This is a genomic window from Streptomyces chisholmiae (assembly GCF_031845445.1).
GTDB classification, from domain to species: Bacteria; Actinomycetota; Actinomycetes; order Streptomycetales; family Streptomycetaceae; genus Streptomyces; species Streptomyces chisholmiae.
This window is the reverse complement of the sequence record NZ_JAVREO010000149.1, coordinates 1-465: the sequence shown is the minus strand read 5'-3', so window position 1 is coordinate 465 and position 465 is coordinate 1. Positions and strand designations below refer to the sequence as shown.

Below are 465 nucleotides of genomic sequence, written 5' to 3'. Positions count from 1 at the left end.
GTGCGGCGGCGTCCTACACCGCCGCACTGGCGGCCATGCCATCGCTGGCCGAGCTGGCGGCCAACCGGGCGACCCTCGGTGTGCTGGTGGCCACCAACTTCTTCGGGATCAACACCATCCCCATCGCGGTCAACGAGGCCGACTACGTTCGCATGTGGATTCAGGCCGCGACCACGATGACCGTCTATCAGGGGGCTTCCGAGGTGGCGATGACAGCCGCACCACCGTCCACCGCGGCGCCCATACTGCTGGCCCCGGGTGTCGGGGAAGCAGGCGCCGGGTCGGCGGCCATGACGCAGTCGGCCGCGGTGGCCAGGGCCGGCGAATCGGGCTCGTCCCTGAGCCTGAGCGACTTGATCAGCTCGTACGAGGAGTTCGTCGAATGGATCGAGGCCAACGATCCGATCGGGAATTGGATCAAGGGGCAGTCCGACCACTTCTACGGCATGTACGACCAGCTCCGGG

The 465-nt window shown here is 67.3% G+C and carries 1 protein-coding gene; it reads left to right on the top strand.

The genetic code is table 11. The annotated features are described in order from the left end of the window. The coding region (locus RM844_RS32520) for a PPE family protein (protein ID WP_311671040.1) at positions 1 to 465 on the top strand (465 nt) is incomplete at both ends.